Origin of the sequence: Polyangium mundeleinium, assembly GCF_028369105.1 — a bacterium.
GTDB lineage: Bacteria > Myxococcota_A > Polyangia > Polyangiales > Polyangiaceae > Polyangium > Polyangium mundeleinium.
This window is the reverse complement of the sequence record NZ_JAQNDO010000001.1, coordinates 7,038,851-7,065,006: the sequence shown is the minus strand read 5'-3', so window position 1 is coordinate 7,065,006 and position 26,156 is coordinate 7,038,851. Positions and strand designations below refer to the sequence as shown.

The following is a 26,156-nucleotide window of genomic DNA, read 5'->3' as shown; positions in this document are numbered from 1 at the left end:
ATGTTCCCGTTCGTATGAGCACCGCCGCGGCCCTCATTGGAAGCACCCTGGCAGGTCGGTTCCGGATCACCGCGTTCCTCGGGGAGGGAGCGATGGCGACCGTGTACCGCGGCGTGCAGGATGCCGACCCGCGCGAAGTCGCGGTCAAGGTCATGCACCCGGAGCTCGCGCGTGACACCACCTTCGCCAAGCGCTTCCGCCGCGAGGCCAAGGCCGCCTCGCGCCTCAACCACAGGAACACCGTCCAGATCATCGACTACGGCGTCGATGGGACCGTCGCGTACATCGCGATGGAGCTGCTCCAGGGCCGGGATCTCTTCGAGATCCTCTCGGTCGAGCGGCGCCTGGCCGAGGCGAGGGCCGCGCGGATCTTGATGGAGGTCTGCGACGTGCTCACGGCGGCGCACGCGCAAGGCGTCGTGCACCGCGACCTCAAGCCCGAGAACATCATGATCCTCGGCCAGCCCGACGCCGCGGGCCGCGAGCGCATCAAGGTCCTCGACTTCGGCATCGCGAAGATCCTCGACAAGGAGCCGAAGGAGGGCGAAGCCGGGGAGGCTGGGCCCATCAGCGCAGCGCCGAGCTCCGCGATCACCACCGTCGGCGTCATCGTCGGCACGCCCGAGTACATGTCGCCCGAGCAGTGCCGCGGCGAGGCCGTCGACCCGCGCAGCGACATCTACGCGTGCGGCGTGCTCCTCTACCAGCTCGTCACCGGCCAGATCCCCTTCAGCGGCGAGTCCATCATCGACATCGCCCTCAAGCACATCCGCCAGCCGCCGCCCCGGCCGAGCCACGCCACGCCCTTCATGCACAAGGGCCTCGAAGCGGTCATCCTGACCGCGCTCGAAAAGTGGCCCGCGCAGCGGCAGCAGAGCGCCGTCGAGCTCAAGGCCGCGCTGGAGAAAATCCTGCCGGAGCTGCGCACCACGCCGCATCGGCTCGGCGGCACCTCGCGCGACAACGCGCCTCCGCCGCCCTCGCGCCGCAACATCGCCGAGGTCCCGGTCGAGTCGGTCCGCGTCGCGCACGCCACGATCCCCGAGCAATCGACGCTCCCCTCCGAGGAGCTCACGATCAAGCGCAAGGGGCTCCGGCCCGTCGCCCCGGCCGACGCGGATCACGACACCGATCCCGAGGGCGGCAAGCTCTTGAAGGACGGCGTCATCATCCGCGTCCCGGCCGACGCCGAGCCCGTCCTCGGCTCCTCGCCCACGATCCCCGCGGCGCCGTCGGTCACGGACACGCTCGCCACGGGCCGCGAACCCCCGCCGGCCGCGAAAAAGCCCTCGTCACCGAAGCCGCCGTCCGTCGTGAAGGTCGTGGCCGACGACAAGGCGCGCAAGTCCGCGGCGGCGCTCGCCACCGACAAACCTCGCACGGCGTCGCGCAAGAAGAAGGGCGCCACGAGCTTCTGGCTCCTCGTCCCGATCGCCGTCCTCGTGGGGATCACGGTGGGCGCCGTCGTCTTTTTTCTGACGCAATGAATCGTTCTCTCCCGAGGTGACGGCTCCCATGGCGAATCGGCTCGACGACGAAGCGCTCGATCAACTCTTCCGCAACGCGCGCACCCACAACGGGTGGATCGAGCGCCCGGTCGAGGACGACGTGCTGCGCGAGATCTACGACCTCGCGAAGATGGCCCCGACGAGCGCGAACTGCTCGCCGATGCGCGTCGTCTTCGTGAAGAGCGCGGAGGCGAAGGCGCGGCTCCTCGGCGTGGTCTCGGCGGGCAACCAGGAGAAGACCCGCACGGCGCCCGTCACGGCGATCATCGCCACCGATCGCCGCTTCTACGACGAGCTGCCCAAGCTCTTCCCGCACGCGGACGCGCGCTCCTGGTTCGTGGGCAACGAGGCCCACGCCGAGAAGACCGCGTTCCGCAACGGCACGCTCCAGGGCGCCTACTTCATGCTGGCCGCGCGCGCGCTCGGCCTCGACGTGGGCCCCATGTCCGGCTTCGACAACGACAAACTCGACCGCGCGTTTTTCCCCGACGGCCGTTACGCCTCGAACTTCCTCGTGAACCTCGGCTACGGCGACAGCACAAAACTCTTCCCGCGGAACCCTCGGTTCACCTTCGACGAGGCCTGCACGATTCTCTGACGCGTTCTTTACGCGCTGCGTTCTTCCTGGATACACTGGAGGAAGTGGCTGAAGAACCGCTTCCGTCGAGCCTCTTCTCCGGGTATCCGAGCGCGCCCGGCACGTACGACGAGCTCGTCGAACCGGGCGGGCACCTGCGCCTCCCCTTCCGACGCGCGCTCGCTCCCCTCGCCTCCGCCTCGCCCGACGCGATCACGCGCTGGCAGGCTCTCGCCGAGCGCGCCCTCCTCAACCAGGGCGTGACCTTCTCCGTCTACGCGGATTCTCGCGGCACCGAGAAGATCTTCCCCTTCTGCCTCGTCCCGCGCCTCGTCTCGGCCGAGGATTTTTCCCATGTCGAGCGGGGCATCGAGCAGCGCGTCCGCGCGCTCGGCATGTTCCTCGACGACGTCTACGGCGAGCAGCGCATCCTCGCGGAAGATCCGCTCCTCCGCGACCTCGTCCTCGGCGCCAAGCACCACCTGCCCATGCTCCGGGGCCTGCGCCCCGCGGGCGGCGTGCGCATCCACGTCGCGGGCATCGACCTCGTGCGGGACCCCGACGGCGTCTTCCGCGTCCTCGAGGACAACCTCCGCACGCCCTCCGGCGTCTCGTACGTCCTCGAAAACCGCATCGTCTCGAAGCGCGTCTTGCCGAAGGTCTTCGAAGAGGCCCGCGTGCATCCGGTCGAGCACTACCCCGCGCGCCTCTCCGAGGTCTTGCGCTCGGTCTCCCCTGCCCCGCCCGACGACACGCACGCCGTCGTGCTCACGCCCGGCCCGTACAACTCCGCGTACTTCGAGCACAGCTTCCTCGCCCGCACGATGGGCCTCGAGCTCGTCGAGCCTGCAGACCTCTACGTCGACGACGACCGCGTCTTCCTCCGCACCACGCGCGGACCCCGCCGTGTGCACGTCATCTACCGCCGCATCGACGACGCCTTCCTCGACCCCGAGGCCTTCCGCCCGGACAGCTTGCTCGGCGTGCGTGGCCTCGTCCGCGCCTACGCGAAGGGCCACGTCGCGCTCGCGAACGCCCTCGGCAACGGCGTCGCCGACGACAAGGCCGTCTACGCCTTCGTCCCGCAGATGATCCGCTTCTACCTCGCCGAGGAGCCGATCCTCGCCCAGGTCCACACCTTCGTCTGCGCCCGCGACGAGGACCTCCGGTACGTCAGGGACCACCTCGATCGGTTGGTGGTCAAATCGGTCGACGAGGCCGGCGGCTACGGCATGCTCATGGGCCCCACCGCCTCGGCCGCCGAGCGTGACTCCTTCCGCCGCCGCATCGAGGCCGAGCCGCGCCGCTTCGTCGCGCAGGAGCGCCTCGAACTGAGCACCTGCCCCACGTGGAACGGCGCCACGGGCGCGCTCGTCCCTCGCCGCGTCGACCTCCGCCCCTACGTCCTCACCTCGCCTGCGGGCCCCTGGGTCTTGCCCGGTGGCCTCTCGCGCGTCGCGCTCGTGCCTGGCTCGTACGTCGTCAATTCGAGCCAGGGCGGCGGCTCCAAGGATACGTGGGTGCTCAAAGGAAAAGATCCGGGAAGGACCGAGCCATGATCGCCCGTGTCGCCGACCACTGCTTCTGGCTCGGTCGTTACCTCGAACGCGTCGACTGCACCGCGCGTGTCCTCCACGTCACGCTGCACCTCTCGCTCGACGCCGAGCTCGGCCCCCGGCAGTGCTGGTTGCCCGTCGTCATCGTCTCCGGCGAGCGTGAAGCCTTCTTCGCCAAGCACGGCGAGGCCGCGGCGGGCGACGGCGAGCTCGTCCAGAACTACATGACCTGGAACCCGCAGAACTACGTCTCCCTCGTCCGCTCGATCGCCGCGGCCCGCGACAACGCCCGCTCGATCCGCGAGGTCGTGAGCCTCGAAGTCTGGGAGACGCTGAACGAGCTCTACCTCTGGTCGCAGAGCCCCGCCGCGCGCGAGGAGTACGCCTCGAACCGCTACGGGTTCTACCGGACCATCCGCCGCGCCATCGAGCTCTGCCGGGGCCTCTTGCAGAGCACGATGCTCCACGACGACCCGCTCGACTTCGTCTCGCTCGGCCTGCTCCTCGAGCGCGCCGGCCACTCGGCCCGCATCGTCGACGTGCACCACCACGCGCTCCGCAAAGACGAGACGCGCCTCGACGTCGTCGTCGAGACCGGCGTCTGGCTCTCGATCCTGCGCTCGTGCTCCGGCAAGGAGCCCTTCATGAAGCGGCACCAGGGCCGCGTCACGGGCCCCGCCGTCGCCGCGTTCCTGATCCTCGAACCCCTCTTCCCCCGCTCCGTCCGGCACGCCGTCGCCGAGGCCCACGCCCGGCTCCTCTCGATCCGTCCGGCCGGCGCGAACGATCTGCCCGGCGAGCGCTCCCTCGCCCGCCTCGCCGCGCTCGACGCGTGGCTCTCGTCGCAGACCCCGGAGACGATCCTGCCGATCCACGACCTCGCGACCTACGTGGTCTCGGAGACGGGCGGCATTTGCGAAGAGATCGGCCGTGAGCTGCTCGGCTGCGGGGGCGGAACCGCCGCTTGACGTGCGGGCGGGGTACGGCATGGGCCGTGCTACTTTGCGCGGACGAGAGCCATGTCGACCCTCGTCGCCGCACTGCCCCAAGCGCTCGCGCTCGCGCCTGCAGGTACGCTGAGCGACGTCGTCCACAATTGCGACCAGGACGATCCCCTGCCGAGTGGGGATCCTCGGTGGCAGGATCTCTCGGCGGGGCGTGGCGACGCGGCGGCGGAGACGCTCGTGCAGGATCTGCTGGCGCGGCAGAGCGAGCAGATCCTCCACGCGGCGTTCGTGAGCCACCGCGGCGCGGGCAAGAGCACGGAGCTCAGGCGCATCGCGGGCCTCGTCGGGGACGCGTACCACGCGCTCTACCTCGAGGCGACGGTCGAGATGGATCCGGTCCGGATCGAATCCGAGGATCTGCTCCTCAACATCGCGCTCGCGGTCGAGAAGGAGATGCGTCGGATCGGCAAGAGCTTGCCTGCGGATTTGCTCCGGCGTGTCGAGCAGTGGTTCGCCGAAGCGATTCGTTCGACGAAGTGGGCACAAGGCTACGACGCGAACGTCGCGGCGGGCATCGAGGGCAAGTTCGAGGTCCCGTTCCTCGGCAGCATGTTCGCGCAGGCCAAGGCGCTCATGAAGCACGAGAGCGAGTACCGCACCGAGGTGAAGCAGGTCCTGAAGAAGTTCCCCGGCACGTTGATCCAGAACGTGAACGACTTCCTCGAAGCCGCGCAGCAAGCGCTCGACGGCCGCGCGCTCCTCCTGATGATCGACAACCTCGACCGCTACGATCCACCGGTCATCGACGAGCTTCTCGTGATCGGCGCCGATCGGATCCAGAGCCTTCGCTGCAACCTGATCCTCACGCCGCCCATCAGCCTCTTGCTTCAACCGCGGTCCGCCCAGCTCGACGCGAGTTATGCCTGTTACGACATGTTCACGGTCAGGCTCCGGACGCGCGACCAGCGGTACGACGAGTTCGACGGCCCCGGGCGCGACCTGCTCGAACAGGTCCTCGCGAAGCGGATCGACCTCGACGTGGTGATGCCGGACAAGGAGGTCCGTGATCGGCTGATCGCGGCGAGCGGCGGCGGGATTCGCGAGCTTCTGGATCTCGTCTCGTGGACGGCCAGGTTTGCCCGGCTGGGTGGGACGACCATCACGGAGCCCGACGTGGAGAAGGCCATCGCGCGGCGCAAGCAGCGGCTTCGGGACCAGATCAACGTGAACGGCTGGTGGGAGGCGCTCGGGCACATCGCGGAGACCAAGGAGATCGGCGACGACGACAAGTCGCTCGCGGTCCTCTTTCACCGCCTCGCGTTCAAGTACAACGGCGAAGGCTGGTACGACGTGCACCCGCTCGTGGACGAGCTGATGCGGGAGCGGCGCCGGTGACCTTCGAGCCCGAGGCCCTGCTCGGCGACGACGACGGCCTTGTGCTCCGCCGATTTTTCGAGTGGGGCGTGGGGCACGGCTTCGATCTGGCGATCGTGCAGATCACGACGCCGTGGAAGCGGGACGCGCTGATCGCGTGGGCCAAGGCGAACGTGCAGGGCGTCGTGGGGATCGATCTGCGCGAGGTCGGCCCTGGCAAGCGGAGGCTGTGGGACGTGCTCCGAGAGGCGACGGCGCCGGCGTTGGGCACGACGTCGCTGATCCTTCACGGGCTGGAGGAGGCCGAGGCGGAAGAACGTATCGTCGCGCAGCTCAACGTGGAGCGGGACGAGCTCGCGCGGGGCTTTCCGCTGCCGTGGCTCCTGATCGTGCATCCCGTGGCGGCGCAGGTGATGGAGCGGAAGGCGCCGGACTTCGTGGATTTTGCCGGGGCGTGGATGTGGGAGGAGAAGCCCGAGCCGCTGCGGTTGAAGCTCGCGGCGATGGATGCGCGGCTGGGGGTCGCGGCGCCGATGGTCGTGGGGGAGCCGGATCGCGTGGATGCCCGGCTCGTGGAGGCGCTCCTCGCGACGAACGTGGGGGATGTCGACAAGGCTGCGGATCTCCTTGGGCAGTTCGACATGCACAACCCCGAAGCGCAGCAGGAGAGCCCCTATCGAAGGTTCCTCGAAGGGCGTTTGCTGGAGGCAAGGAGCCAGTACGGCGAGGCACGTGGGGTCTACGAGGCGGTCGCGCATGTGTGTGACGCGCAGGGCGATCGTCGGGGGCGTGCGGCGGCGCTTCGTGCGTTGTCGGAGATCGCGTTTCGGCAAGGGCGGTACGAGGAGGCGCGGAAGCTGATCACGGAGTGCCTCGTGATCCACGACGGCGTCGGACATCAGAAGGAACGCGCGGTGTCGTTTCATCAGCTCGCGCGCATCGAGGATCACCGAGGGCGGTTCGAGGAAGCACAGAGGCTGCTCGCGGCCGCGATCGTGCTCTTCGACAAGATCGGAGATCGAGCTGGCCGTCGGGCGTCCTTGCATCAGCTCGCGAGCATCGCGTGTAGCCAGGGCCAGTACGAGGAGGCGCGGAAGCTGCTCGGAGAAGCGAGCGCGGCCAAGGAAGAAGCCGGCGACATCGCAGGTCGTGCGGTCTCGCTGGGGCTCCTCGCCCGGATCGAGCGGGGCCAAGGCCACTACGAGGAAGCACGGCGGCTGCTCCACGAATCGAGGGCCATCTTCGACAGGATCGGGAATCGCTACGCCCAGGCAGAGCTGCTCCACCTTCTCGGCGAGATCGAGGCCGACGAGGGCCGCGTCGACGAAGCTCGGCGGCGCCTCGCCGAATCCATCGTGATCAAGGAGGAGATCGGGGATCCCTTTGGTCTGGCCGCGTCACGTATCGTGCTCGGCCAGCTCGAGGTTCTCCGAGGGCACTTCACCCAAGGCCGCCACCTCGTGCAGGCAGCCATCGACGCATTCGAAGCGCTCGGCGCAGGGCAGGTCGAAGAAGCCCGCTCCGTCCTCCGCGACATCGACGCCCTCGAGCACCCCCCCACCCCGTCCTAGCGGCCCTCCCCCACTTCCGCAGTACACTCCCCCCGATGCCGAACCTCCTCGCCATGTCGTTCGAGGGCGAGCTCGCGCCTTGTTTCGACCTGCGATGTCTCCACCCGGGCTCGAAGCGTCCCCCCGACGGCTGGGGCCTCGGCTACTACCCCGGCGGCGAGCCCAGCGCCTCCGTCCTCAAGGAGCCCGCGCCGCCCCACGGCTCGATCCGCAGCGAGCTCGTCAAAGCCTGGGAGCACCTCGAAGCCTCGCTCTTCGTCCTCCACATCCGCACCGCCACGTGGGGCGCGATCACCGACGCGAACACCCAGCCCTTCTCGCGCAGCCACGCCGGCCGCGACTGGCTGTTCTCCCACAGCGGCAGTCTCCGTCACCGTCTCGAACGTTCGACCACCAAAAGTCTCTTCGAGCCGACCGGCTCCACCGACAGCGAGCTCATCTTCTGCGAGCTGCTCACCGTCTTCGCGCAGAACGGCTGGCGCAGCATCGGCGACGCCGATCCCGCCGCCATCCGCGCTTTCTTCGAGCGCATGGGCGCCCACGGCAACATGAGCTGCGTCCTCACCGACGGTCGTGATCTCCTCGCCTACGCCGACGCCCACGGCGAAGGGCACCTGCACCTCGGCACCATCCGCCCGCCCTACCAGAAGCTCCTGCTCGAAGACGCCGACCTCCACCTCGATTTCAGTCGTCGCGGCGTCGAAGCGCAAAAAGGCATCCTCGTCGCCTCCAACCCGCTCGAAGGCCCCGGCGCGACCTGGAAGGCGATGTCCCCAGGTCATCTCCTCGTCGTGCGGCAAGGCGCCATCATCGTCGACATGCCCCCCGGCGCCGCCACCGTGCAGCGCGCCGCCGGCCGAGATCTCCAGCGCCCCGCCCCCGTCGAGCCCCGCCGCCTGTCGATCGTGCACCGCACCGCCTACCACTACGACAAGCCCGTCGAGCGCAGCTCCCACCTGCTCCGTCTGACGCCCATCCACGATCGTCTGCAGACGCTCCACGCCTCGACCATCACGCTCTCCGTCGACGGGAAGCAGCGCGACTACGACGACGTCTTCGGCAACCACGCACGCAAGGTCGTGATCGAGCAGGCCTACACCGAGCTCGTGATCGAAGCGCGTTCCGAAGTGAGTCTGCTCGACACCGAGCCCTTCGGTCTCCGCCCCTTCCACGCACGGAGCACCATCCCACTCGTATGGATGCCCTGGCAAAGGCAGGTCCTACAACCCTACCTGCTGCCGCCCGAGCTGCCCGAGAGCCAGCTCGAAGTGCTCGCCCGCTACGCCATGACCTTCGTCGAGCGCAACGACTACGATCTCGTCGACACGCTCTTCGACCTGAACCAAACGATCTACCGCGACTACCTCTACCAAAAGGGCTCCACGAGTCTCTCCACGACGCCCTACGAGGTCTACACACGGCGCACCGGCGTCTGTCAGGACTTCGCAAACCTCTTCATCTGTCTCGCCCGTCTCCTCAGCGTCCCCGCCCGCTACGTCTGCGGCTACCTCTACACAGGCCCCAAGCACCCAAACCACAGCATGGCCGAAGCCTCCCACGCCTGGGTACAAGTCTACCTCCCCGAGGTCGGCTGGAAGGGCTTCGACCCCACAAGCGGCGTCGTCACACAAACCGATCACGTGCGTCTCGCCGTCGGTCGCAGCTACGTCGACGCCACCCCCACCTCCGGCACCATCTACACCAGCGGCCTCCGCGAAACCCTCGACGTCGCCGTCCACGTCACGCCCGTCGGCTGACCGAAACCGTTGCGCCGGGGCGCTGCCCCGGTCCCCGCGGGGGCTGTTCGCCCCTCGACCCGAACCAGGCACGGCCTGGACCGGGGCTGGAAGAACTGCGCTCCGCGCAGTTCTTCCAACGGGCCGGTGGCAAGACCATGAAGGTGGGTCTCAACCTGGCGACGCGAACGCCGCCGGTTGAACCTGCAGCGCTGCCGTGTTGGTTGGCAGGATCGTCGCTGGTCTTGCCAGCGGCTGTTCGATGAACTGCGCGGAGCGCAGTTCATCGACCCCGAGTCCAGCGCTTGCGCTGGTCCGGGTCCAGGGGCGGATAGCCCCGGTGGGGCCTGGGGCAAAGCCCCAGCGCAACGCCCTCGAGCAAAGACCCTACCCCGCGACCGGCAGCACCAGCCGAAGCCGTGTCCCGCGGCCTGGCGTGGCTTCGATGTCGATTCGCCCGCCGTGCATCGAGACGTTGCTTTCGCTCAGCGACAGCCCTGCTTCTGTGCTGCTTCCTGTGCTGCGCCCGCTTCCGAACACCTCGACGCAGACCATGCCTGCTTCGGCGGGGGCGAGGACGACGCGCACCTCGTTTGCCTTGGGATCGCCCTCTGGGAGTGCGCGGATGGTTCGTAGCAGGATGTCTACGAGTGCGAGTGCGACTCGCCCTGGCTCTCCGGCGACGAGGGGCACGTCGGCTACTTCGGATGAGAGCCGCGCGCGGGCTTCGATCACGCCGCATGTGAGCTGGAGGGCGGCATCTACCACGCGCTTGAGGTTTGTCCGCGGCGGCGTCTCTCGTGAGGCTTCGCCGAGGATCCGCATGTCGCGCATGATCCTTGCGATTCGTTTGGCTCCGCTTGCTGCCTCGTCGAGTGCCTTCGCCACGTCGTCGCTCTTCGTTGCGCCGAGTGCTTCCGATACGAAATTGATGTTGCCGATCAGGTACGAGAGCGGGTTGTTGATCTCGTGCGCCACGCCTGCGGAGAGCGCGGCTGCGGTGCCGAGCCGTGCGTCGGCTTCGCGTTTCCGCTGCTCGGTGATATCGCGCATGATCGACACGAGCAGCCGCTCCTCCTTGCGCACGGCGAGGAGCACCCGCTTCTCGGCGAGCACCCGCAGCGAGCCGTCGGGCGCTTTCACGGTCACCTCGCGCTCGTCGGCTGACTGCGGCCATCGATCGGGTCCCCCGCCCTTCGGCGCGGGCTTCAGCGCGTCGGCGGATTGCCCCAGCACCTCCTCGCGGGATCGCCCGAGGAGTGCGCAGAATGCGCGGTTTGCGATGGTGATCCGCCCTGTGTCGTCCTCGACGGACAGCGGATCTGGCACCGCGTCGATCACGGCGAGCCTTGCTTCTGCTTCGAGGGACTCTTGCTCGGCGTGGATCATCGCGGTGATGTCGCGCGAGACCGTCACGAGCTCCTCGATCACGTCTGTGCGAGGATCTCGCACGGGCCGGCTGATCGTCTCGAGCCACGCGTACTCGCCGTCCTTGCGTTGCAGCCGGATGATTGCGCCTGCGACTTGTGCGCCTGCGTCGAGTGCGCCGAGTGCTTCGAGGAGCTTCGAGACATCCGAGGGATGGAGGATGTCGAGGATGCTCGATCCGAGCAGCTCATCGGGCTCGTATCCGAGCACGGTGCGACATGCGGGCGAGATGTAGAGCCGCACGCCGCCGGGCGAGAAGCGCGCGAGGATCTCGGTCGAGCTCTCTGCGAGGTGGCGAAACCGCTGCTCGCTGCGCTCGGCGTGCCGGAGCGCATCCCCGAGCATGGCGGCCCGCACTGCGTCCTTCTTCCGCTGCGCGACGCGCCGGAACAGGAGCCCCACGCGTGACGTGACGAGGCTCTCGTTGCTTGGCCAGAGCATGAAATCATCGACGCCCTCGTCGCAGAGCGTCTCGATGTGCTCGGGTGTCGCGACCATCGCGAGCACGACGGGCCCGCCGTCCGGGGCACTCCGGAGCGTGCGACATGCTGCCAGGATCGAAGCGAAGTCTTGCTCGTCCTCGGACGAGAGGAGCACGGCGATCCCCATCCCCGCGCTCGACGCCGCCGCGAGCTCCAAGGCAGGCACGACGGCCACGTCACTGCACTGACCCAGAAGCAACCGTTCAAGTGGTTGTGGATCGGCCTTGGAAGAAGCGACGAGCAAAGCCTTCATACGCGAAAACCCTCGCCATCCTGCCACACTTTTGGGGAGGGTGTCGCCCCCATCGGGGGCGACACCCTACGGCCCTCACTTCACTTCGTTTCGTTCGGGCCTACCCGGCGGTATGGTTGCTGGCTCGCTGGGTGGGGTTGCGATGGCGTGGTGGCGCTTTGCCTGCTGTAGGTGCTGGGCGCTGGGGGGCGTTTTTCGGGTCTAGCCGGTGGTTTGGCGGCTGGCTCGGTAGGCGAGCGTAGCGACGACTTGACGGATCGCGTCGGTGCCGGAGGTGGCGGGGATCACGTAATCGTCGGGTGTGTCCGGGAATCGCACGCGCTCGTCGACGCGGAGCCCCGCGAGCTCGCCGCTCCAGCCTGCGATCTCCAGCGCCACGACGATTCGATCGTGGATCCAGGCCATGGCGATTTCGGAGAGCGTGCCCGCGCCCCCGCCGACGGCGACGATGGCATCCGCATGGGCGACCAGCGCATTCCGCAAATGCCCGAGCCCGGTCGGAATCGCGATATCGACGTAGACATTGGCGGCACGCGGGTCATGCCCCGGAAGCAGCCCCACCGTATCCCCTTCCTTGTACCGTTGCGACGCGCGCGCGCCGCGACAAGCGGCTTCCATCACGCCGCCGAGGCCGCCGGTGAGGACACGAAAACCAACCTCGACAGCCGCACGACCGGCCTCGAAAGCAGCTTCGTAGGCAGGAGATCCAGGGAGCGCGGTGCCGTCACCGATGATGGCGAGAAGAGGGCGGGGCATTATCGAAAACCGTGATGATCGAGGTAGCAGCCGCACATCAAGGAAAAGGGCGCGTCCGGCTGCGCGAAGCTACGCAGGAGCGAGAGTTCTTCGCTCGTCAGCGTCTTCCGGCCGGACTCTATCATCCTGTCCTTGAGGGTGTCGACGACCTTGCGCAGCGACTGGAGCCGCCGGATGCGCTTGAGGTCCAGGGTTTCACGGCTCAAGCCATATTTCTGGATTGTCCGGAGTCCCGTCGCCGACTCGTTTTTCGCACGGATGAGCTCGTCTTCGAACGCCAGGTGCTCCTCGGGGCGAACGCCTTCTCCGCACGGATCGATGCAATCCTGGGGTGGAATGTGCCGCGCTCGGTTCTTCGCGCTGTTGCAATCGCAGCACGCGAGATAGAGGTTGGCCCACTCGAACGCGAGCTCCGGCTTCTCGGCGACCTCGACGAAGTGATCCACCTCGGGCTTTTCGTCTTTCGTGCTCCTCTCGCAGTAGAAGCACTTGTGGTGGCTCATGGCCTCCAGGGTGGCCTTGACGTTCGCGTGGGCGTACCGCTCGGATCTCGGCCGAGCCCTCGGGTTCTGGCCTCGCTCCTCGACGAACGCCTGGGTCCACTTCCCCTTGTGCTTCTGGAGCACTTCGGGCTCCGCGGCGCGCTTGATCGCGATCAAGACGCCTTCTCACGCAGCGCGGCGAGCCGCTCGTCGATGTCGAGGTACGAGAAGTAGTCGGGGTTCCGCCGCTTCAGCTCCGCCTCGATCTTCCGCCTTCGTTCCTCGTCCCCACGCTCCACGGCCTGCTTCCGCGCCTCGATGAGATCCGTCATGTCCGGCCCGAAGGGCTGCGTCTCTTCGAAGGCCGCGGAGAGCAGGATCTCTTCGATGGGCTTGTTCTCGTAGTGCCGGGACTCGTCCTCGACGACGCATGTCTTCCGGTCGCGGTCGTACCGGCAGACGAAGACCTTCGCACCCGGGACCGAGGCGACGATGAAGGGCGAGTGCGTGGTGGCGATGATTTGCAGGTTGGGGAAGATGCGGAGCACGTCGCGCAAAAACCGCTTCTGCCAGCGCGGATGCAGGTGGTTCTCCGCCTCGTCGATGAGGAGCAGTCCCGGGGTCTTGCAGAGGTCTTCGGGGGGCGTCTCGCGCAGGACGTGGACCGCATACATCTTGCCGAGCAGCGAGATGAGGTGCTGGACGAGGTAGGCGTTGCCGCTGCTCAGGTTCGCGAGGGGGACGAGCTGGCCGCTCTGGCGGACCATCGGGGTGAAATCCATGCGCCGGACATGGCTGAGCTCCCCATCGAGGAGGCTCACGCGGAAGATGTCGCGCACGGTCTCGTAGAGGAGATCGCCGTCAACTTTTTCTTTGGGTTCATTGCTGCTGCGTAGATAATCAAAATGACAAATGAGTTCCGTAACGGCAGCGTTGCGCTGGATCCCTTGAAGGGATCCCATAAGGAACTGTCGTGGATCATATCGGCCGAAGTGGTTTATCTTGTAGCTGTCGTTCGGCCGTGTAGAGCGCCAAAAATCGACCACCCAGTTCGGGCAATCGAGTGCACCCGTCTGGACGTCCAGCGGCAACCGCCCGAGTACATTCGTCTGGTCGAACATGAAACGACCATCGTCGAGCTCCAAGGGAGCGCGGGCCGGTATCACGTGCCGCTGCCCTTCCAGGGCAAGCGTCATCCAGAGCTCGTACGTCTCATTGGGTCGGACGATGGATCGCTCCAGGGGCGTGTAGGCCCCCCCGAACAGCCCCCGTATCGCATCCAGGATGATCGACTTCCCTGCCCCATTCTCCCCGGTGATGATCGCCACCGGGACCTCCCCCTCCTCGCTCGTCAGAAAATCGAGCTTGGCATCATCGAAGGGGCCGATGTTCTGCAGGGACAGGTCGATCAGTCGCATGGCGCTCCGCCCGGGAGCCTAGCACCCTGCCGGGTCGTCCTGGCAAGCATGCGGCGCGCCAGCTTCCACCCTTCTCCGGTCGTCGAGATGATGTGTGTTCACACACCGGAATCGTCGTGTACGGCGCGCAAACGGAGGTCAAAACGACCCGAAGAGTGTCGTCACCCGGCGCGAAGAGCAGTCAGGACGCCCGGACCCCCGTCCGCACGCGTTGCAAGCGCCCGTTTGCACGCCCGGACCCCCGTCCGCACGTGTTGCAAGCGCCCGTTCGCACGCCCGGACTCCCGTCTGCACGCGTTGCAACCACCGATCGGAACACCCCAACCCCCGCCTGCACCCGTTGCAAGCACCCCTCGGACCGCTCGGAACCCCGTCTGCACCCGTTGCAAGCACCCCTCGGACCGCTCGGAACCCCGCCTGCAAGCGTTGCTGCCACCCCTCGGACCACCCCGATCGCCCTTTGCACCCGCTGCACGCCCCACCCGGCGCGTCCGAACCCCGCTTGCCCGCCTACGCAGCCCCCCGCCCCGCCGCCCAGGCCAGCGCCCGCTCCCGCAGCCCCCGCACGAACGCGTCCTTCGCCTGCGAATACGTCGAAAACATCGTCGCACCGCGCGCCACGACCTCCCGCTTGTGCCGCGCGTACGCCTCCACCTCCGCCGGATGCGCCCGCAAATACTCCCGCACCGCGAGGTTCGCAGCCCAGAACGGCCCCCCGTGCTCCGTCACCGCCACATTAAAATGCGGCGCCGCCCCCCGCTTGCGCAGGTAGATCCGCTCGGCAACGAAGATCCGGCCAAAGTCCTCGTACCCGATCGCCACGAGCCCCGCGACGTGCGGCGTTGCTTCCTGCAAATCGGCCACGCCGACCAGGATGTCGACGACCGGCTTCGACACGAGCCCCGGCACCGCCGAGCTCCCGAACGGCTCGATCGCCACCACCACCGGCCCGAGCGCCGCCCGCACCCGCGCCGCCTCCGCCTCGAAGTCGAGGGGCCAGCGCGCATCATAGGCGACGATCGAAATCGGCTCGTCGACGTCCCCGCGCATGGCCCCTCCCCTCCCCGGCGTTACCCCTTCGCCGGCGGCGCCGCCGGCACGAGGCCGACCTTCTTGTACACCTTCGACAGCGTCTTCCACGCCCGCGCCCGCGCCTTCTCGGCCCCACGCGCGAGGATCTGCTCGAGGCCGGCCTTGTCCGCCATGACCTCCGCATACCGCTTCTGGAACGGCTCCAGCGTCGCCACCACCACGTCCGCGACCTCCGACTTCAGATCGCCGTAGCCCTTCCCCGCGAAATGCGCCGCCACCGCCTCCACCGGCTGGTTCGACAGCGCCGCGTGAATGGTCAGGAGGTTCGACACCCCCGGCTTGTTCTCGACGTCGTAACGAATCTCCGTCTCCGAGTCCGTCACCGCACGCTTGAACTTCCGGCGGATCACGTCCGGCGTATCGAGCACCGCGATGTAGTTGTCCGGGTTCGGGTCGCTCTTCGACATCTTCTTCGTCGGATCCTGCAAGCTCATGATCCGCGCGCCCACCTTCGGCACGAAGATGTCCGGGGTCACGAACGTCTCCGAGTATCGCTGGTTGAAGCGCTGCGCCACGTCCCGCGCGAGCTCGAGGTGCTGCTTCTGGTCCGCCCCGACCGGCACCAGGTTCGCCTGGTAGATCAGGATGTCCGCGGCCATCAACACCGGGTACGTGAAGAGACCCGCATTGATGTTCTCCTCGTGCCGCGCCGACTTGTCCTTGAATTGCGTCATGCGCGACAGCTCGCCCATGTACGTCATGGTCCCGAGCACCCACGCGAGCTCGGCGTGTTGCGGCACGTGGGATTGGAGCACGATCGTCGACGCCTCCGGATCGATCCCGCAGGCAATGTACTGCGCCGCGAACGACAAGCAGCGGTTCCGGAGCTCCGCGGGCACCTGCGTCACCGTCAGCGCGTGCAGATCGACCACGAGGAAGACGCAGTCGTACTGCTGCTGCAGCTCGACCCAGTTCTTCAGCGCGCCCACGTAGTTGCCGAGCGCGAGCTGCCCGCTCGGCTGGATCCCCGACAAGATGACTGGCTTCTTCTGCGGCTGCTGGGTCGACTCGCTCACGCGTGCCCTCTATCGCCGGACGCCCTCCGCGTCAACCCCTCGCATTCGTCCTTGCTCCCGGGCATTGGCCCCTCTACCTTCCGGGCGGACGACGATGAGCGCCCGGGATTTGCTCGATTCCAAGGCCAAGGACGAGGTCTCGCAGGCCATTCGAGAGCTCGAAACGAAGACGTCCGCCGAGGTCGTCGTCGCCGTCCGCGCCGTCTCCGGCCACTACCGCCATACCGATTGGCTCGTCGGCTTCGTGCTCTCCTTCGCGGCGGTTTGTGTCTTTCTCTTTCACCCCGCGCCCTTCGACGACGACCTCCTGCCTGTCGAGATCCTCCTGGCTTTCGCCCTCGGCGGATTCATCTCGGCGAACGTCCCGCCCCTTCGGCGCGCCCTCACGTCGCGGCGGCTCATGGCCGAGAACGTACGGCGCGCCGCCCGCGCCGCGTTCGTGGAGCGCGGCATCTCGCGCACCCGCGGGCGGACGGGGCTCCTGATCTACGTCTCCACGTTCGAGCAACGCGTCGAGCTCGTCGGCGACATCGGCCTCGATTTCGAGGCGCTCGGCGACGACGTTTCCGTGGCGCGGCGGCGCATCGAGGCATCGGTCGAGAATGCAGGCGGGCGCGCGGCCTTCCTCGCGGCGCTCGGGGACCTCGGCGCCGCGCTCGGGCGATCGCTCCCGCGCGCCGAGGACGACGAAAACGAGCTCGCCGACGAGGTGGAGGCGTGAAACGCACGAAACGTTTCGCGGCGCTCGCCCTCGCGGCCGGAATCGGCCTCGCCTCGCCCTTGTTCGTGTACGACGCCGCCGCGCGCCCCGGCGGAGGCCAAACCTTCCGCAGCCGGAGCAGCTCGTCGTCCTCCTCCTCCTCGTCGAGCCGCTCGTCGTCGTCGTCCTCATCGCCGTGGAGTGGCTCGTCCGGGAGCCGCTCGTCCTCGCCGTCTTCGTCGCCGTCGTCTTCTTCCTCCGAATCGACCTCGTACAGCGGCAGCTCCGCGGGGTTCTCGGGGCCGTTCGTGCTCGTCGTGCTCGCCATGGGTGCCGTCTTTTTCGTCGCGAGCACCATCCTCCAGAAGCAACGCGAGGCCGAGCGCGGGTGGGAATCGGACCTGCCGGACCCGGAGGAAGAGCGCACGCGGGCAGCCCGGCGGCGCAAGCGCGAGCGAAAGCAGGCGCCAGCGGAGAAGCCGCGACAACGGAAGAACCATTCCACCCTCGAATCCGCGCTCCGCGCCCTCGGCAGCAAGGACCCGCATTTCTCGCGTGTCCTCTTCGAGGACTTTCTCTACGCGCTCTACACCGAGGTCCAGGCCGCGCGGGGCAAAAGCAAGCTCGACACGCTCGGCAGTTACCTCGCCGAGAGCGCGATCGCCGCCTATTCACCCTACCCCGCAGCCGAGGTCCGGGACGTCGTGATCGGCGCCATGCGATTCGAAGCGGTCGTCGCGCAGAGCGAGCCCGTCCGCCGTATCGAGCTCGTGGTCGGCTTCGAGGTGAACTACACGGAGGTGTCGGCCGACGGCGAGGAACAAAGCTACTGGGTCTCCGAGACCTGGCGCCTCCTGCGGGATCCCGACGTGGCCTCGCGTCCCCCCGAAAAAACGAGGCTCTTCGGCTGCCCGAACTGCGGCGCGCCACAAGACAAGGCCATCGGCTCGAAATGCGCCTATTGCGGCGTGGTCGCCTCCGCAGGCACACTCGACTGGACCGTGTTCTCGATCGACATCGAAGCCCGCGAGCCCCGCGGCCCCATGCTCACAGGCACAACCGAGGAGGTCGGAACCGACCTGCCGACCGTCGTCGCGCCCGGCGTAAAATCAAAATGGTCCGCCCTCACGGAGAAAGACCCAGCCCTCCGCTGGTCCGCCTGGAAAGCACGCGTCGAAGCCATCTTCCACGCCTTCCACGAAGGCTGGTCGAGCCAGAAGCTCGTGCTCGCCCGCCCGTACCTCTCGGACAACCTGTTCCAATCGCAACGCTACTGGATCGACACCTACCGCGAGCAAAAGCTCCGCAACATCACAGAAGACGCGCGCATCGTCTCGATCGACCTCGCGCGCGTCCTCTCCGACACCTATTACGACGCCGTGACCGTACGCGTCTTCGCGTCGTGCCGCGATTACACGGTCGACGGGGACGGCAAGGTCGTCGCCGGCAGCGAGACGAAGGAGCGCGCCTACAGCGAATACTGGACGCTCATCCGAGGCGCCGAGCGGCGCGGCGCCCCACGCATCGATCCCGTCTGCCCCAACTGCGGCGCCCCCAACGCAGAGATCAACATGAGCGGCGCCTGCGGCCATTGCAACGCGCACCTCACCGCCGGCGAGTTCGACTGGGTGCTCTCGCGCATCGAGCAGGACGAAGTGTATCGGGGATGAAATCACCCCTCTCCCGCAAGCGGGAGAGGGGCTGGGGGGAAGGAATGCTCCGGCGCAGGATCAGTTGATCCCGCAGACCACCTTGCCGTTGGCCTCGTCCTTGTTGTTGCCGTCGTTGCACTCCTGCACCGTGTTTTGCGGATCCACCACGGCGTAGATCAGCACGAGCAGACCTGGGGGGAAGTTTGTCATCTTCGAGGTCAGCATCACGCTTTGGCCTGGGTCGAGGGGGCCTGCGATGGTCTCCTCATGGATGGGCGTGCCGCCCTGGTTGGGATCACCCGCGTAGAATCGCACGAGGATGTTGCTCGCTGGCGCGGAACCCTCGTTGTAGACCGTCGCGTTGACCGTTGGGGATGGGCAGGAGCCGTCGGAGGCTGCGCCCACGTCGATGCGTAGATCGGGCTGCATTTCGCCGGGCGTGACCATGGCTTCGAGGGTGTTGTTGTCCTCGATGCATTCGCGCTCCTGGTTTGCGTCGTCCACGACCACGCGCACCTTCTCTGGCAGCGTCCCCGGCGAATTGTTCGTCGCGTCGTAGCTCACGGTCACCAGGATCGATTGCCCCGGCTCCAGGCTCGTCCCGAGGACGGCCGTCAATGGGGTCTGCGCGGCGTCTGCGTAGAGTGGCTCGTTCGGCGTCCCGTTCATCCACTCCCCGTAGAAGGCGACCACCACGCCTGGGCCTACGCGCACGTCGCCGTCGTTGCGGATCTCGACCGTGATGTCGAGCTTCTTCGAGAGCTGCCCGCAGGCGGCGTCCGGCGATGACATTTGAATGCCCGAGACCTGGAGGTCCGGCGCGACGCCGAACGAGCGCGGGTTCGAGCGGTACGTGTTGTATTCGCGCCCGTTGTAGACCTTCCAGTTCTCCGGCTCGAGCGGCGGGATTGCGCCGCTCTCCAGCACGTTCGTCACGTGGTAGGCGTGCTGGTTCCAGATGCGCCGCGCGGGCACCCACGTGTCGCTCGCGTCGCCCCAGACGGCGATTCCGTTCGGGTAGTTGTAGCCCACCGAGCAGGAGCTCGAATCGTTGTTCGAGCAGAACACGATCTCGGCGTTCCCGTCGTTGTCGACGTCGGCGATGACCGGGTTTTCCGTGCGCGTCCGGCTCGGCGAGTGCTCCTTGAAGAGCACCTCCGACGTCGTCCCGTCGTAGATGCGGAACCAGCACTCGTCGTTGTAGATGACCTCGGCTGCGCCGTCGCCGTTGAAATCGAAGACGCTGGAGGCCGTGACCCGGCTCGAATCGTCCTCCGTGATGCGCATCCAGCCGTTGTGCAGGCACACGCATGCGCCCTTGGCCGTGTTGCAGACGGCGCCTGCGCTGCATTCGGCGTCGGTCGTGCAGGCCGCGCCGGGGGCGCGGGCGGGGTTTCCGTTGGCGGAGGCGTCGCTGATGGCCGTCGGCCACGCCGGGCAGCTCGCCGACGTCGATTGCAGATCGATCATCATGTACCGCGTGCCGAACGCCGTGCCGATCTCGGGGAACCCGTCGCCGTCGAAATCGTCGACGTTCGGCGCGCCGCCGTTGTCGCCTGCGTTCAGGTTCGTGAAGCGCCGCTGCACGCCGGTCTCGCCGTTGTAAATCGCGAGGTACCCGCGCGAGACCAGGATGACCTCGGGCTTGCCGTCAGGCGCATTGCCCGGTCCCGGCGCTGCGGCCTCGTCTGCGCCGAGGATATCGGCCACGGCGCAGAAGCCCTCGCGTTGCGTGGTCGGCACCTTTGCGGCCCCGTTGACGGCCAGCGCGTCCCAGACGACCTCGAGCTGGCCGAGGCAGAAGGCGCTCGTGTCGCCCGCTGCGCAATCGGCGCGCTTCTCGACGCCGGCCGGCGGCGTGGGGAACCTGTAGACCGTGCTGCCTGCCACGATCTCCTGCTTGTTGTCCCCGACGAGGTTGGCCACGCAGGAGATCGCCCCCTGCCCGTTGTTGCCGTTGATCGTCAGCGTGCCGGCGAACCTGTCGACGAGCACGAGCTTGTTCGTCACGGGATCCTTGCCGAGCGTGAAGACGAACCGGCCGACGATGATCTCGGCGAACCCCTTGCCGTCCACGTTCGCGAGCGTGATGGCGGGGACGTTGTAGCCCGCCGAGGGCAATTGGTTGACCGCCGACTGCACGATGATGTCGCCCTTGTTGTCGAGGATGGCGATGCCGCCGGTCGACACGCCCGCCACGACCTCCGTGGGCATCACGATCTCGGGCACGCCGTCATTGTCGAGATCCCCCGCCGCGAGCGAGCCCGTCGAGTTCGCGATGCCTTGCGTGTTCACCCACGCCTTGTTCAGCGGCTCGCCCTCGTGCCAGACGTTCGTCCCGGCATTGGCGAAATAATCCTTGCCCTTGTTCGGGCCGCCGCCGTGGATCGCGCGGACCACGCCGTTCTCGTCCGCGGACGTCCCGTGGTAGGTGGTGAACACGATCTCCGGGAAATCGAGCTCGTTGATGAGGCCGTCGCCGTTGTCGTCGTCGAGGTTCACGACGAGCGGCGTCATGCTCACCTGCGCCGAGCCCCCGAAGGGCGCGTTGACGGCCACGTTGTTCGGCGCGACGCCGGTCCCGCCCCACTGGATCTCCTTCGTCGGCAGCACCTGCGAGAACGGGACGGGCGGCAGCGTGCAGGTCGCGGGCTTGCCCGTGCCGACGCATTGACCGACCTCGCAGGCCGTGTCCGCCGGGCAATCCCAGTCGTCCTCGCAGGGGCAGGAAGCGTCGCCCATGCCGGCGTCCGTGCACATGCTCATGTAATACGAGGTGCTGCCGCAGGTGAACTGCGCGGTCGTCTCGGCGCCGTTCGCGTTGCATGCATAAAGCTCGTTCCCCATGCACGTCGTCGTGCCGGGGACGCAGGCATCGTCGACGCAGACCGTGCCATTGCAATACTGGTTCGCCGGGCACTGCACGTCCTGCGTGCAGGAGATGTCCTTGCAGAGCGCGCCGCCGCCGGGCGTGACCTCGCAGATCTCGGTGGGCTTGCAGTTCAGCATGCCGCACGTGTTGTTCACGCAGCCGGGCATTCCATCCGGCAGCACCTCGCAGTGCTGGTCGGGCGTGCACTGGATCCCGACGCACAGATCCCCGCCGCCGCCTTGGCCGCCCTGGCCTCCGGCGCCGCCGGAGCCCGCGAGGATGATTCCGCCGTCGCCGCCGTCACCGCCCGCGCCGCCGAGGCCGCCCTGGCCGCCGCTGCCGGACGTTGTGGTTCCCGTGGTGGTTTGCTGCTGGGCCTCGCCGCCACAACCGGCGGAGAGGAGCGCGAGCAGCGGGAGCGCTGTGAGAAGATGGGAGCTCGATCGTCGCATGACCGAGCAGGATATCGGAACGACGCCCCCGCGGAAATCGAGAAAAGGCCGCGTACCGCGTGACGCGGCGCCCGCGGCTCAAGGCACGGGCACGATGCGCATCCAGTTCAGCATGGTGTATTCGTCCTGTTGCCCGACCTCCATCGTGATGTTGCCGTCGTTCACGTCGACGACGACCGAGGCGACCCGGTAGGGCTCGGCGGGCGTCGTGGCCACGGAGTCGAAGAGCGTCTGCCCCTCCACGACGACACGATGCTTCTCGTACGTCCCCTCGTACCAGCCGATGGAGACCGTGACCTCGTACTTGCCCTTTTCGATGTCCCAGTTGAACGTGTCGGTGCGCCCGTAATCGTTGTAGATGACGCTCCTCTGGAGCTCCGAGACCGGCGCGTCTGGGAAGTATTTGTACAGCATGATCCCCGGATCGCCGATGTACGGCCCGGACCAGCCGTACCCTTGTTTCGCGTCGTAGGCCTCCCAGCCGATCTTCAGCCATTCGTGGCCGTCCACCACGAGCGGATTCGCGGCAGGTTGCCCGTTCGGGTCCTGGAAGTTGATGGAATAGGCGGCGCGCGGGTGGGCGCCTTCCGGGGTGGAGTCGAGCGCCGGGCAGCCGTTGACCTTGCCTTCGAGGTAAAGGCCGAGCTGGTCGCGCAGGTGCGCGAGCGCGGAGGCGTCACGCGTGAAGGAGGTCGGCGAGGAGACGGCGCTCGCGGCCGAGAGGTCGCAGCCCGCGGCTTGATCCGGCGTCACGGGCATCGTGCCGCCGGCCGCGCGGAGCAGGTATTCGAAATCCTCGGCGCCTTCGCGCAAAAGCTCCCAGCGAATGCTGCTCACGAGCGCGCCGTCCTCGGGCGGATACAGGAGAAAGCCGTCGCCGTTCTGCTTCGTGCCCTGCGGCCGCGGATTCTGGTAGGGGTCATTCCCCCAGCCCGTGACCGAATAATAAGCGAACCCGCGGATCCGGTACTTCCACGCGGCCCAGTGGGCGATGCGCGTCTCGATGCCGGGGTGGTCGATCGTGATGGGGTTGAAATGCGGCGGGAGGTCGCCGTAGAGGAAGTACCACCACACCGTTTCCCCGATCGCCTGGCGCGCCTTGGCGTAGTCGGGATCGAACTCCGAGAGGTCGGCCCACCAGAGGTCGTAATGGCCGCCGCCGATCGAGGCGTGCTCGGCGATCTCGGGCTTCGGCTCCTCGCTGATCGCGATGCGCAGGTTCGGCGCGGCCTTCTTGGCGAGGTCCGCGAGGAACGCGGCGACGGCGTAATCCTCCGGGCCCTGGGGCTCGTTCTGCACGTAGTAATACCCCTTGTCCTGCCAGCCCTTCGCCACGAGGTAGGCGTCGATCGCGGCGAGCAGCTTCGACCATTCGGCGTTGTACTCGGGCGTGCCGAAGGCGTCCTGGCCGCGGTCCTTGCCGCAGAACGTCTGCGGCCGGGGCCTGACGTTGTCGACGAACTGCATGATCTGGAACGAGGGAAACCCGACCCCGTTCCACCCGGTGCCGTCGATGTACGCGGGGCCGAGCTGGGAGAAGTCGTAGGGATTGTTCTCCTCCATGAACGTCCCGGTCGCGCAATCGTACGCGATGCCGCCGTTGTAATTGAGCCCGGCCGGCCAGGCGACGCTGGTGGGGACGAGGCGGTGCTCGTAGAAGAAGTCTTTCAGCGCGCGGACCTTCTCCAGGCTCTCGCTGCCGCCGAGGGCCTCGAAGCTCGTGTTCCAGTTGCCGTCGAAGCCGAGCTTCGCCGGGAGCTCGAAATCGTAGACATGGAGCGTGACGGGGATGTCCTGCGTGGCGCCCGCGGCCGTGACCGTGAGCGTCGCGGTGTACTCCCCGGCGGCGGCCCCGGGCGGGACACGCACGGTGATCCAGAACGGCTGGTTTTCGCCCGCGGCGAGGTCGTGCGAGGCGCCGAAGGCCGTCGGGTGGAGCGGATCCGGGACGTAGGGGCTCACGATCGACGAGGGATCCGAGGGCTCCGTGATGCGGACGTACCCGACGCGATGAATACGGACGTCGTCGAGGGTGCCGGGGCCGGTGAAGGGCGTGAGCGTGATCGAGGCTTGGCCGGCGGCGTCGGGGCGGACGACGATCTGAAAAGGTTCGAGCTCGTTCTTGGCCGCGGAGATGTGGATGCCGTCGCCCATGCGGGAAGGCGGCGTGGCCTCGCGGAGGATCTTGTCCATGGGCGTCGCGGTCCAGAGCGTCGCGCCCGCGGGCGAGGGCAGGACGAAGGCGCGATCGCCCGAGGGCGTGCAATCGGTGCAAGGCGGGAGCGGCGGTGTTCCATTGCCGCCGGGCGGGCCGTCGGGCGAGCCACAAGCGAGGAGCGGGAGCACGAGCAAGGCGAAACGAAGGCGGGGCATCAGGTCCTCCACCCCCGATGGTACGGCGGAGCCACGGGAAAACGCGAGCGGTGGGGCGCTCGCCCGCCCGAGCACGTTCCGCCCCCCGCAGGTCTCTGCTATCACCCTGCCCGCTCGCCCTGCCCGTCCCCCCGCATCGCCGTGCGTTTCACTTCGAAAAACCTTTTTCCCTTGGCGTTCGCCCTCCTCGGCGGCGCGGCGCTCCCCGGCTGCGGCGACTCCGCCTCCGCGCCCGTGGATCCCGCGTCCCCCACGCGTCCCGCCGAGCCACTCCCTCCCCTGCCCTCGCTCCCGGACGGCCTGACCGTGCGGCTGACGCCGCGGCCCGATCGCAGCGCGCTCGACGTCGAGGTCCACCTCGTCGGCCCTGAAGCCGCGCGCGCGAAGGCGCTCGGCATCGCCCGCTCCTGGGCCGGGATCGACGGCATGACGGCGCTGCGCGGGATCCGCGTGCGCGACGGCGAGGGCGTGATCCCGACGCAACCCGGCCCGGACGAAGGCCCTGATCGCATTCTCGTGCTTGGCCGCGCGCCGACCTCGCACCTCGCGATCACCTACGGTGTCGCCTCCGCGCCCAAGGACGCCGCGCGTTTCGCGTTGCACCTCGATCGCGAGCGCCTGTCCGGCGTGGGCCACACGTTCCTGCTCTTGCCCCGCACGAACGAGCCGCTCGCCGTGCACGTCCAGATCCGCCCCGGCGCCCTCACGCCAGGCGCCTCGGGCGCGAGCTCGTTCGGCGTCGGCGACGACGTCGAGGCGGACGCGACGCCCGCCGAGCTCGCGAATGCCGTGTACCTCGCGGGCCGGCTCCGCACGGTCGATGCGTCCGAGAAAGAGCGCCTCGTTCTCCTCGGACGCCCGGCCTTCGAACCCGAAGCGACGCTCGCGACGATCTCCCGCGCCCACGCCGCGCTCGCGCGCCTCTTCGGCGGCGCTCCGCGCTCCGGCACCGCGACGAACACCGATTTTTCGTATCTCCTCGCCGCCGAGCCCGGGCTTGGGAAAGGCCACGACGGCGCGCTGCTCGGGCGCTCGTTCGGGTTGTGGATCGGCGAGGAGCGGCCCTTCGACGCCGCCGTCACCATCGCCGCGGCCCACGAGCTCTCGCACCGCTGGATCGGCGGCGCCGTCCGTCTCGTCGCGGAGGGTCGCGAGCAAGTCTGGTTCTCCGAGGGATTTGCCGTGCATTACGCCCGGAAGATCGCCCTCGCGGAGAAGCTCATCGGGGCGCGTGATTTCGCGGCGGATCTCGAGCGCACGCTCGTGAACGCGGAGGCGGAGCTGCCGGCGCACGCGCGCTCGCGGAAGGACTACCAGCGCGGCGCGCTCTACGCCGCGGCGCTCGACGCGGCCTTGCGAAAAGCCTCGGGCGGCGAGCGGTCCCTCGACGATCTCGTGCGCGCCTTGCTCGATCGCGCCGCCGCCGAAAAAAAAACCGACCTCCCGGTCTCGGCGCTCGGAGAGCTCGTCGCGCGCGAGCTCGGCGCCGCGCGCGGCGAGGAGCTCGATTGGGTCATGGTGCGCGGCCACGGCGAGATCACCCTGGACGGTGATGCCTTTGGTCCGTGTTTCCACCGCGCGCGTACGAAATCGAAGGTGTACGAGCTCGGCTTCGAAGAGGCGAGCCTGCGCCGTACGCCCGGGGTGATCCGCGGCCTCGTCGCGGGCTCGGCCGCCGCGCGCGCGGGCCTCGAAGAAGGCGCGCTCGTGCTCTCGTCGAAGGTGCCGGCCGGGCGTACCGAGGACACGGACGAACCCGTCGAGGTCGTCGTCGCCGACCGCGGCCGAGGTCGCAAGATTCGGTATCTGCCCGTGGCCGAGCGTCAGGTCGTCCGCTGGGCAGAAAAAACGCGCTGCCGCGATTGAAGCGCCCATCGACGGAGTGCCTGGACCGGGCGTACCATCGCCCTG

At 67.9% G+C, this 26,156-nt stretch carries 18 protein-coding genes; 10 read left to right on the top strand and 8 right to left on the bottom strand.

What is annotated here, in order from left to right; all coding sequences use genetic code 11:
* The first annotated feature begins 14 nt into the window (after nucleotides 1–14).
* From POL67_RS27945 to POL67_RS27915, 7 genes are read left to right on the top strand one after another with little or no spacing between them, the layout of a single operon-like run.
* Nucleotides 15–1,487: a protein kinase domain-containing protein gene (locus POL67_RS27945; RefSeq protein WP_271922460.1), complete on the top strand. Its 1,473-nt coding sequence runs from the start codon at nucleotides 15–17 to the stop codon at nucleotides 1,485–1,487.
* A gap of 28 nt (nucleotides 1,488–1,515) precedes the next feature.
* Nucleotides 1,516–2,106 carry a malonic semialdehyde reductase gene (locus tag POL67_RS27940; RefSeq protein ID WP_271922458.1) on the top strand — a complete coding sequence of 197 codons (591 nt, stop codon included), beginning with the start codon at nucleotides 1,516–1,518 and terminating at the stop codon, nucleotides 2,104–2,106.
* A 44-nt stretch (nucleotides 2,107–2,150) separates the two neighbouring features.
* On the top strand, nucleotides 2,151–3,644 hold the full coding sequence (locus tag POL67_RS27935; RefSeq protein WP_271922456.1) for a circularly permuted type 2 ATP-grasp protein: 1,494 nt from the start codon (nucleotides 2,151–2,153) through the stop codon (nucleotides 3,642–3,644).
* Nucleotides 3,641–4,609 carry an alpha-E domain-containing protein gene (locus POL67_RS27930; protein WP_271922454.1) on the top strand — a complete coding sequence of 323 codons (969 nt, stop codon included), beginning with the start codon at nucleotides 3,641–3,643 and terminating at the stop codon, nucleotides 4,607–4,609. Before POL67_RS27935 ends, POL67_RS27930 begins: the two co-directional genes overlap by 4 nt.
* A 51-nt stretch (nucleotides 4,610–4,660) precedes the next feature.
* Complete coding sequence (locus POL67_RS27925; RefSeq protein WP_271922452.1) at nucleotides 4,661–5,983, top strand: hypothetical protein; 1,323 nt, start codon at nucleotides 4,661–4,663, stop codon at nucleotides 5,981–5,983.
* On the top strand, nucleotides 5,980–7,533 hold the full coding sequence (locus POL67_RS27920; RefSeq protein WP_271922450.1) for a tetratricopeptide repeat protein: 1,554 nt from the start codon (nucleotides 5,980–5,982) through the stop codon (nucleotides 7,531–7,533). Before POL67_RS27925 ends, POL67_RS27920 begins: the two co-directional genes overlap by 4 nt.
* A gap of 35 nt (nucleotides 7,534–7,568) precedes the next feature.
* The gene (locus POL67_RS27915) at nucleotides 7,569–9,290 is read left to right on the top strand and encodes a class II glutamine amidotransferase (RefSeq protein WP_271922448.1); all 1,722 of its coding nucleotides are present in this window, start codon (nucleotides 7,569–7,571) and stop codon (nucleotides 9,288–9,290) included.
* Between the two features lie 366 nt (nucleotides 9,291–9,656).
* On the opposite strand, the gene POL67_RS27910 is transcribed toward POL67_RS27915, so the two are convergent.
* From POL67_RS27910 to trpS, 6 genes are all read right to left on the bottom strand, one after another.
* A complete protein-coding gene (locus POL67_RS27910; protein WP_271922446.1) occupies nucleotides 9,657–11,345 on the bottom strand; it encodes a PAS domain-containing sensor histidine kinase in 1,689 nt (562 codons plus the stop codon).
* 288 nt (nucleotides 11,346–11,633) lie between these two features.
* The gene (locus POL67_RS27905) at nucleotides 11,634–12,188 is read right to left on the bottom strand and encodes an SLOG cluster 4 domain-containing protein (protein WP_271922444.1); all 555 of its coding nucleotides are present in this window, start codon (nucleotides 12,186–12,188) and stop codon (nucleotides 11,634–11,636) included.
* Complete coding sequence (locus POL67_RS27900; RefSeq protein ID WP_271922442.1) at nucleotides 12,188–12,847, bottom strand: HNH endonuclease; 660 nt, start codon at nucleotides 12,845–12,847, stop codon at nucleotides 12,188–12,190. Before POL67_RS27900 ends, POL67_RS27905 begins: the two co-directional genes overlap by 1 nt.
* A complete protein-coding gene (locus tag POL67_RS27895) occupies nucleotides 12,844–14,088 on the bottom strand; it encodes an AAA family ATPase (protein WP_271922440.1) in 1,245 nt (414 codons plus the stop codon). The genes POL67_RS27900 and POL67_RS27895 overlap by 4 nt, the downstream gene beginning before the upstream one ends.
* A 510-nt stretch (nucleotides 14,089–14,598) precedes the next feature.
* Complete coding sequence (locus tag POL67_RS27890) at nucleotides 14,599–15,138, bottom strand: GrpB family protein (RefSeq protein ID WP_271922438.1); 540 nt, start codon at nucleotides 15,136–15,138, stop codon at nucleotides 14,599–14,601.
* 20 nt (nucleotides 15,139–15,158) lie between these two features.
* A complete protein-coding gene (gene trpS, locus POL67_RS27885) occupies nucleotides 15,159–16,196 on the bottom strand; it encodes a tryptophan--tRNA ligase (RefSeq protein WP_271922437.1) in 1,038 nt (345 codons plus the stop codon).
* A gap of 94 nt (nucleotides 16,197–16,290) precedes the next feature.
* Between trpS and POL67_RS27880 the strand changes: the two genes are divergently transcribed.
* Nucleotides 16,291–16,917, top strand: a complete 627-nt coding sequence (locus POL67_RS27880; protein WP_271922435.1) for a hypothetical protein — start codon at nucleotides 16,291–16,293, stop codon at nucleotides 16,915–16,917.
* On the top strand, nucleotides 16,914–18,566 hold the full coding sequence (locus tag POL67_RS53745; RefSeq protein WP_271922433.1) for a TIM44-like domain-containing protein: 1,653 nt from the start codon (nucleotides 16,914–16,916) through the stop codon (nucleotides 18,564–18,566). The genes POL67_RS27880 and POL67_RS53745 overlap by 4 nt, the downstream gene beginning before the upstream one ends.
* A gap of 60 nt (nucleotides 18,567–18,626) precedes the next feature.
* Here POL67_RS53745 and POL67_RS27870 read toward each other — a convergent pair whose 3' ends face one another.
* On the bottom strand, nucleotides 18,627–21,872 hold the full coding sequence (locus tag POL67_RS27870; protein ID WP_271922432.1) for a CARDB domain-containing protein: 3,246 nt from the start codon (nucleotides 21,870–21,872) through the stop codon (nucleotides 18,627–18,629).
* 78 nt (nucleotides 21,873–21,950) lie between these two features.
* Nucleotides 21,951–24,245, bottom strand: coding sequence for a glycoside hydrolase domain-containing protein (locus POL67_RS27865; protein WP_271922430.1), 2,295 nt, complete (start codon nucleotides 24,243–24,245; stop codon nucleotides 21,951–21,953).
* A 171-nt stretch (nucleotides 24,246–24,416) separates the two neighbouring features.
* On the opposite strand from POL67_RS27865, the gene POL67_RS27860 reads away from it, so the two are divergent.
* The gene (locus POL67_RS27860; protein WP_271922428.1) at nucleotides 24,417–26,111 is read left to right on the top strand and encodes a M61 metallopeptidase family protein; all 1,695 of its coding nucleotides are present in this window, start codon (nucleotides 24,417–24,419) and stop codon (nucleotides 26,109–26,111) included.
* Nucleotides 26,112–26,156: the final 45 nt, after the last annotated feature.

Excerpts from the sequence above, each read along its gene's own strand:
- POL67_RS27915 (WP_271922448.1), top strand. The coding sequence starts at position 7,569 with ATGCCGAACCTCCTCGCCATGTCGTTCGAGGGCGAGCTCGCGCCTTGT.
- POL67_RS27940 (WP_271922458.1), top strand. The coding sequence starts at position 1,516 with ATGGCGAATCGGCTCGACGACGAAGCGCTCGATCAACTCTTCCGCAAC.
- POL67_RS27905 (WP_271922444.1), bottom strand. The coding sequence starts at position 12,188 with ATGCCCCGCCCTCTTCTCGCCATCATCGGTGACGGCACCGCGCTCCCT.
- POL67_RS27880 (WP_271922435.1), top strand. The coding sequence starts at position 16,291 with ATGAGCGCCCGGGATTTGCTCGATTCCAAGGCCAAGGACGAGGTCTCG.
- POL67_RS27870 (WP_271922432.1), bottom strand. The coding sequence starts at position 21,872 with ATGCGACGATCGAGCTCCCATCTTCTCACAGCGCTCCCGCTGCTCGCG.
- POL67_RS27895 (WP_271922440.1), bottom strand. The coding sequence starts at position 14,088 with ATGCGACTGATCGACCTGTCCCTGCAGAACATCGGCCCCTTCGATGAT.
- POL67_RS27865 (WP_271922430.1), bottom strand. The coding sequence starts at position 24,245 with ATGCCCCGCCTTCGTTTCGCCTTGCTCGTGCTCCCGCTCCTCGCTTGT.
- POL67_RS27945 (WP_271922460.1), top strand. The coding sequence starts at position 15 with ATGAGCACCGCCGCGGCCCTCATTGGAAGCACCCTGGCAGGTCGGTTC.
- POL67_RS27930 (WP_271922454.1), top strand. The coding sequence starts at position 3,641 with ATGATCGCCCGTGTCGCCGACCACTGCTTCTGGCTCGGTCGTTACCTC.
- POL67_RS27925 (WP_271922452.1), top strand. The coding sequence starts at position 4,661 with ATGTCGACCCTCGTCGCCGCACTGCCCCAAGCGCTCGCGCTCGCGCCT.
- POL67_RS27890 (WP_271922438.1), bottom strand. The coding sequence starts at position 15,138 with ATGCGCGGGGACGTCGACGAGCCGATTTCGATCGTCGCCTATGATGCG.